General features: G+C 26.1%; 6 protein-coding genes. 5 read left to right on the forward strand and 1 reads right to left on the reverse strand.

The window, feature by feature from the left end:
- Positions 1-28: 28 nt before the first annotated feature.
- From AVANS14531_RS07725 to AVANS14531_RS07745, 5 genes are read left to right on the forward strand one after another with little or no spacing between them, the layout of a single operon-like run.
- Entirely contained in the window at positions 29-1,228 is a 1,200-nt protein-coding gene (locus AVANS14531_RS07725; protein ID WP_336611945.1) for a ferrous iron transporter A, read from the forward strand.
- On the forward strand, positions 1,228-2,361 hold the full coding sequence (locus AVANS14531_RS07730; RefSeq protein WP_336611946.1) for a tRNA (guanosine(46)-N7)-methyltransferase TrmB: 1,134 nt from the start codon (positions 1,228-1,230) through the stop codon (positions 2,359-2,361). Before AVANS14531_RS07725 ends, AVANS14531_RS07730 begins: the two co-directional genes overlap by 1 nt.
- Positions 2,358-3,035, forward strand: coding sequence for a cell division ATP-binding protein FtsE (locus AVANS14531_RS07735; RefSeq protein ID WP_239817174.1), 678 nt, complete (start codon positions 2,358-2,360; stop codon positions 3,033-3,035). The genes AVANS14531_RS07730 and AVANS14531_RS07735 overlap by 4 nt, the downstream gene beginning before the upstream one ends.
- Positions 3,022-3,828: an ABC transporter permease gene (locus tag AVANS14531_RS07740; RefSeq protein ID WP_336611947.1), complete on the forward strand. Its 807-nt coding sequence runs from the start codon at positions 3,022-3,024 to the stop codon at positions 3,826-3,828. The genes AVANS14531_RS07735 and AVANS14531_RS07740 overlap by 14 nt, the downstream gene beginning before the upstream one ends.
- Positions 3,825-4,982, forward strand: a complete 1,158-nt coding sequence (locus tag AVANS14531_RS07745) for a murein hydrolase activator EnvC family protein (RefSeq protein ID WP_239817176.1) — start codon at positions 3,825-3,827, stop codon at positions 4,980-4,982. Before AVANS14531_RS07740 ends, AVANS14531_RS07745 begins: the two co-directional genes overlap by 4 nt.
- 115 nt (positions 4,983-5,097) lie before the next feature.
- On the opposite strand, the gene AVANS14531_RS07750 is transcribed toward AVANS14531_RS07745, so the two are convergent.
- Entirely contained in the window at positions 5,098-6,117 is a 1,020-nt protein-coding gene (locus AVANS14531_RS07750; RefSeq protein ID WP_336611948.1) for a hypothetical protein, read from the reverse strand.
- Positions 6,118-6,952 lie beyond the last annotated feature (835 nt).

Here is a 6,952-nt window from a genome sequence, read left to right on the forward strand (position 1 = left end):
TAATAAAATCTTTTTTGAAAGGCATTGTATGAAAAAAAGTATCAAAGCAAGCTTATTTACAGCTTTTGTAATAGGATTTAGTGCATGTTCAAGCACGGCAAATTTAAGTGAAATTACCCCATTAGAAAATCTTACAATGGTTAATAATATAAGAACTCTTCAAGGTATGAGAGAAATAGGGTTTGAGTGGGATCCTATATATGATCAAGCAATTGATGGATATAAAATTTACAGAAGAGTGTTAAATGATGAAACATCTACTGATAAATTAATCGCGACTATTAACGATAGATATGCAACTCATTATTCTGATAATAACCTTACACCAGATACAGCATATGCTTATACTTTTGCTACATTTAATAAGCACGGGCTTTCTAAATTATCAACGATTAATGTAAAAACAATTAATAAAATAGAGCCTGTTAGCTTTATTCAAGCAATTGCAGGACTACCTAATAAAATCAAAATTATTTGGAGACCACACACCGATTCAAGAGTAGTAAAATATAATATTTATAAACAAGATGCAAATTCTAGCAAATGGTATAAATTAGCTACCGTTAATAATCGCTTAAGTGCTGAATATTTAGATGAAGTAAAGCCAAATTTATATGCAAAATATAAAGTTACAGCACTAACTTACAATGGAGTAGAAAGCGATGCAAGTGCTGAAGTAGAAGCAATAAGCAAGATTTTACCACCACAAATAGTAAATATTAATGTAACAACAAATCTTCCTAAAAAAATAATCCTTACATGGGATGCACCAAAATACGAAGATTTTTCTCATTATAAAATCTATTATTCTAAAGCTTCATTATTGCCATTCTTTGAGCTAGCAACAACAACTGATAATAGCTATGAAGACAATGTAGCAGATGATGGGGTTAGTAGATATTATTATGTAACTATGATTGATAAAGATGGACTAGAGAGTGCAAAAACTGGTGTAAATGTAGTTGGAATGAGCCTTGATAAACCAAAAGCTCCTGCATTAACAGGCTTTGAATTACAAAACGAAAATACATTAAAAATCAAATGGATTAGCACGGATAATCGTATAAAAACCTATAAACTAATCAAAAATTCAGCAGAAGTAGCAAGCAATATTCAAGATGATTATTACATAGATACTACTTATTTAGCCGGAGATGTTTATCAAGTAATAGGTATTGATGAGTTTGGAATTGAATCAAAAGCTAGTGCTAAGTTGAGTGTTAAATAATGCCAAATTTTAAAGCAAAAAAGATTAAAGATATTAGCCTACCTATTAAGGTGGGCGAAACTGAGTTTGTGTTTAAAACTAAAGCTCAATTAGGCAAAACTTTAGTTTATACAAGCATTGATAATGCTAGTTTTTTTATAGAAATTAATGAAAAAAATAATGAATTTGTTATAAAAATTGATAAATTAACAAAAATTACAGACCTTGCATTAATGCAAAAAGCTTTAGAATGTTTTGAAAAAACTTTTTGTGAAGAGATAATTTCAAGAGCTTATCACTACAATCAATTTAAAGAATTAGCAGGAAATGTAATAACATCAACAAATGATTTTAAAGAGCTGATTAATTCTTTAGATAATGCTTATTTAGAAATAGGATTTGGCTCGGGCAGACATTTGCTATATCAAGCGAGCAATAACCCACAAAATACTTATATAGGAATAGAAATTCATAAACCTAGCCTTATTCAAGTTAGTAAATTAGCAAAAGATTTAAAGAATATTTATTTACTTGATTTTGACGCTAGAATTGCTATTAAAGAGCTAAAAGAAAGCTCATTAAATGGTATATTTTTACATTTTCCTGTGCCTTGGGATGATGCTCCTTATAGAAGAGTGGTTTCAAATGAATTTAAAGATGAATGCCTAAGAGTATTAAAAGAAGGGGCTTTCTTTGAATTAAGAAGCGATAGCTTAATGTATGCTAAATATACAAAAGAAATTTTTGGTGACTTAGATTATGATTATTTTAAGAATAAAGACGCAAGAATAATTAGCAAATACGAAAGCCGTTGGCTTAAAATGAATAAAGATATATATGACTTCGTTTGCTATGTAAAAAATAAAAAGAATTTGAAACAGGAATTACAAAATCAAAAAATTGAATTTATAATTGATTTTAATAAGCTTAATTTTATAAAGCATATTGATAAAGATTTTTTCGTAAAAATCTCAAGAATTTATGATAGTGAAAACGCTAAGATAATTCAACTAGCTTATGGTGGATTTGATACTCCTAGTAGCTCATATATTTTATGCGAAAATAACAAAGAGTTTAAAATATTATTTCATGATTTTTGCCCAAATGCTTTGAATATAAAAGCATTTAACAAATTAAAAGAGTTTTTAGAATGAGAAGTAATGCGATTTTAATTAATGCTAAAAATCTAACACTAGCTTACAATAATGAAGTTGTTTTAAATAGTGTTAATTTTAGTGCTAGCGAAGGTGATTTTATTTTTATAACTGGAAAAAGTGGTAGTGGAAAAACAACCTTGCTAAAAAGCTTTTTTGGAGAATTTAGCGAATTTAGCGGGGATTTGCATGTATTGTTTAAAAATATGAATAATATTAGCAATGCAGAATTACTAAAACTAAGAAGAAAATTAGGAATAATTTTTCAAGATTATAAATTAATAAATGAGCTAAATGTAAGCGATAATATAGCATTACCTTTAAAAATCGCAGGAGTTAAAAACGAGCAAATCACAAAGCATGTAGATGTATTATTAAAATACACTCATCTTCAACATAAAGCAAAAAAAATGCCTTTAGAATTAAGTGGGGGTGAACAACAAAGAATAGCTTTAGCTCGTGCAATTATTCATAATCCAAAAATAATAATTTGTGATGAGCCAACGGGAAATCTTGATATTCATTCAGCAGATATTATTTGGCAATTGCTAAATGCAGCAAGAAATACTTTCAACGCTTGTATAATCGCAGTAACTCATCAAATACCGCCTAGAATTGATTTTAATTATAGACATTTAAATATTGAAAACGGGGCTTTAAATGAATTCATTTAAAATACATTTTAGTTTTATATTTACTTTATTTATTATTTGTTTTTGTTTTCAATTTAATTTCTTTATAAATGAACTTACTAAAGATTATGAAAAAAACCTTAATAAAGATTACAGCGTGGTATTAGTTAGCGAACAAGAAGTTCAAGCAGTAGATTTGGCTAGTATTGAATATTTTTCAAGTATTAAAGAGCTAGACCCAAGTGAAATCTTAGAAAAAATCAAAAAAGACATCACAAAAGCTAACCTAGAAGCCCTAAAATCAAAATTACCTAAATTTTATAGCATAAGCTTTACTAAGTTTATAAATGAAAGCGAAATTATAAAAATCAAAAAACAATTACTAAAAATACCAAATGTTTTAAAGGTAGAAACATTTTCAAAAACGCATTTAAAAATATATAAGTTATTAAATATCATCAAATTAATTTCTTATATTTGCTTAATTTGTATAAGTATTTTATCAATTGCTGTATTTTTAAATCAAATAAAAATATGGAAATTTGAGCATGAAAATAGAATTTATATATTAAATTTATTTGGTGCAAGCTTTTTTCAAAGGGCTTCAACAATGCTTAAAATAGTTTTTATAGATAATATTATTTGTTTTGCTATTTTGTTTGCAATATTTTTTAACTTTAATAATATTTCATATATTAAAGAACTTTTAGCCAAATTTGATATTGAATTGCCTGTGATTGATTTTTTACCAAGTCTTATTGAAATATCAAGTTACACATTAATTGCAAGTTTGTTTTGTGTTTTAGTAGTAATGTTTAAGGTTAAAAGACAATGAAAAAAGTTTTTTTGCTAATTTTTAGCTTAATATTGTTTGCAAATCAAATTGAAACAAATACAAAAAAATTAGAAAAAACCGAAAATGAAAAAGAACAAATCTCAAAAAAGCTAGAAGACTTAGCAAGTGAGATAATAGAAGGCGAAAAAAAATTAAAAGAAATAAACGAAAAAGTAAGTAAAACAACAGAAATTACAAAAGAATTACAAGAATTAGTAAATGCTCAAAATGGAGAGCTTGACACCTTTATTACCCAAAATAAAGAGCTTATGAAAGATAAAGAAATTTTAGGAAAAAAGCTTGTAGATATAATAGCAAAGGATTTTTCTTACGATTTAATAGCTCCGAGAGATTTAATAGATAGCTCAATGAGTATTGTATCAACCGAAATTATTAATACTTTATCAGATGTATTAAACGATGAGCTTTATAAGATTTCAAAAGATTATGCAAGGACAAAACAACAAATTGATTATAAGCAAAAAAAAATAAGCGAAATGAATGCTAATATTGATAATTTTAAAAAACAAGCAAAAGAATTAAGCGAGCTTAAAAAACGCCAAGAAAACTTAATATCAAAACAAAAAGAAGATGAGAAGATTTATAAGCAACGCCTAGTAAATCTACAAAAACAACAAGATGAAATAAGAGCAACTCTAGCAAAATTAAAAATCATTGAAAGCGAAAAATCAAAACCTAGCGTTAAAGCAACAGCAGAAGTAAAGCATAAAGACACCCTAGACTATGATGGAAAAATAGCTAAATATACAGGCAAAAAAACAATAGCACCTTTAATAGATTTTAGTGTAAAACAAAAATTTGGAGATTATATAGACCCTATTTATAAGCTAAAAATATTTAATGAAAACGTAGTTTTACGCTCAAATACTCCTGATGCAAATGTTAGGGTTGTATTAGATGGAAAAGTTGTTTTTGCAAACGATACAGCTGTGCTTGATAAGGTTGTAATAGTTGAGCATGCAAATGGTATTCATACGATTTATGCGCATTTATCTAAATTTAGCAAATTAGCAAAAGTAGGAAGCGTGCTTAAAAAGGGCAATATAGTAGGCAAAGTTGAGCGTGATTTGACATTTGAAGTAACGCAAAAAAATTATCATATAAACCCACTTGATTTTATTAGTTTGAATTAAGAATTTGAATTCGGAAATTAAAGCTAGATTTTTATAATTTCATTGATTGTTTTTATAAAATCTAGCTTATTTTATTAGCTTAGCTTTTGTGTTTTCTCCTTTTTATAATTTATTATCATTCAATTTCTTCTTTTTCTGGATCAAAGTTTGAATAACCACAATTATCAAATTTATAATTATAAGAAATACGTTGTTCTTTTATGTCATTTTCATACGATAAAAGCCAATAATCAACATCTTCAAGCCTACGTTTATATTCTTTTTCTTTGTCTTTACGCTCATCAAATTCATCAGAAAGGTAAAATTTATAAAATCTATATGCATTATCTTCAAATTCAAATGCTAAATCTAAATAAAATGTAACTGAAATTAAACCATCACTCACAAGAATAATAGGTTTAGTAAATATTGCCGTATTATTTTTGGTATCAATTACTAGATATTTAGTATAATCAACTGATTCTAATTCATCGTAATTAACAAGATATTTAGAATAAGCATTTTTTCTTAAGTAATCTTTGTAATTATCTAGATTTATATCTTTATGTATCTTATATTTATGACTTGCAATGATATTATAAAGATTTTTATAAACTTTATCTCTATATACTAATTGCTTTGTAAGATCATCAACCACTACTCTTTTATAAAGCTCATCTTTAGGTAATATCCTATTTTCTTCTAAGCAATAGCCTTGCTGATATTTTTTATAATCACTTAGAGTTACTATTCTTTCATTAGTTTTACTTGAATAATCAGGTATGGTTCTAAAAAAATAATTATATAAAGCAAATATTATTATCATAGGTATTACGCTATAAGTAAAAGCAAGTTTGTTATTAAATTTCTTTCTTAATTTAAAGAAAAGTATTATAAAAAATATGATTATAAAAGCTTGAAGATAAATTAGCGGATAAAGTATAAATCCTTTGTAAAATAAAATTATTATTTGACTTAAATTTTCATAAATAAAATAATTAGCTGCAAAAAAGCAAAGAATAATTGAATAAATTACATTTACATTTGAGCCAATGCTAAAAATAACACCTGCAAAAACTGAGTAAAAAGCAATCACTATTTCAATTATTACAAAAATCATAAAAAGTATTTTTAAGATTTCTAATGTTTTTTTCATACTATAACCTTAAATGTTTTTCGTATCATAGCATTTAATAAAACAATTATCAATTTTAATATTTAAATTCCTATTTCAAATTCTAGTAATTTTCAAAAGAATTTGAAATAGGAATTAGCTTTTTAAATTATTAAGCATACTCTAAATAAACTCTATAATTTATATATATATTATCAATTTAAAAACAATTTTTAAAATAAAAACAAAGCATAATCAACAATGATGAATTTACACAAACGAAAGCAAGCTTATTGCTAAAATGTGATTTGACAAATAAGTTTAAATGAGTTAAAATGCAAATGTTATGTGTTTATGGTATCATCGTTATGGGGCGACGGGTCATTGGCTATAAACACTTAGCCCCCCCCCTTTTTTTTACTTACTTCTTATAAATTTGATAAATAATATAAAATCCACTAAAATACCACAATAACTACTATCAAGTAGAGATTTAAGACAAATGCGGCGAGTCGTCTTTACCTCATTACTGAGCCGCTAGTAGTTATAAAAAAGATAGTTAATGTTATTTAGGCAACCTGTAGATGGCACATTATAGCTTGGCGTAACCAAGTGAAAACTCGGGGCTCTAGTCACTTAAATAGCTAAGCCATCTCTATCTTTTTTTTATAAAATCACTTTACCTATATTAATTCTTTAAGATACTCTTAATTCTCACTTAAAAACATAGTTTTATTATTTATCACATCGCCTTTTTGATTTACTACCATTACAAGAGTTAATTTTTCTATTTTTCGTTTAAGAAAAGCAAAAAATTTAACTATTGATAATTAATAATATATTAATTATCAAAACTATTTTTATTTTAAATTAACCA

The organism is Campylobacter sp. Cr9 (genome assembly GCF_020138295.1).
In the GTDB taxonomy this organism is placed as follows: domain Bacteria; phylum Campylobacterota; class Campylobacteria; order Campylobacterales; family Campylobacteraceae; genus Campylobacter_E.

What these genes read in the sequence shown, in the direction of transcription:
- AVANS14531_RS07725 (WP_336611945.1), top strand. Translation starts at nt 29, where the DNA reads ATGAAAAAAAGTATCAAAGCAAGCTTATTTACAGCTTTTGTAATAGGA.
- AVANS14531_RS07745 (WP_239817176.1), top strand. Translation starts at nt 3,825, where the DNA reads ATGAAAAAAGTTTTTTTGCTAATTTTTAGCTTAATATTGTTTGCAAAT.
- AVANS14531_RS07740 (WP_336611947.1), top strand. Translation starts at nt 3,022, where the DNA reads ATGAATTCATTTAAAATACATTTTAGTTTTATATTTACTTTATTTATT.
- AVANS14531_RS07735 (WP_239817174.1), top strand. Translation starts at nt 2,358, where the DNA reads ATGAGAAGTAATGCGATTTTAATTAATGCTAAAAATCTAACACTAGCT.
- AVANS14531_RS07730 (WP_336611946.1), top strand. Translation starts at nt 1,228, where the DNA reads ATGCCAAATTTTAAAGCAAAAAAGATTAAAGATATTAGCCTACCTATT.
- AVANS14531_RS07750 (WP_336611948.1), bottom strand. Translation starts at nt 6,117, where the DNA reads ATGAAAAAAACATTAGAAATCTTAAAAATACTTTTTATGATTTTTGTA.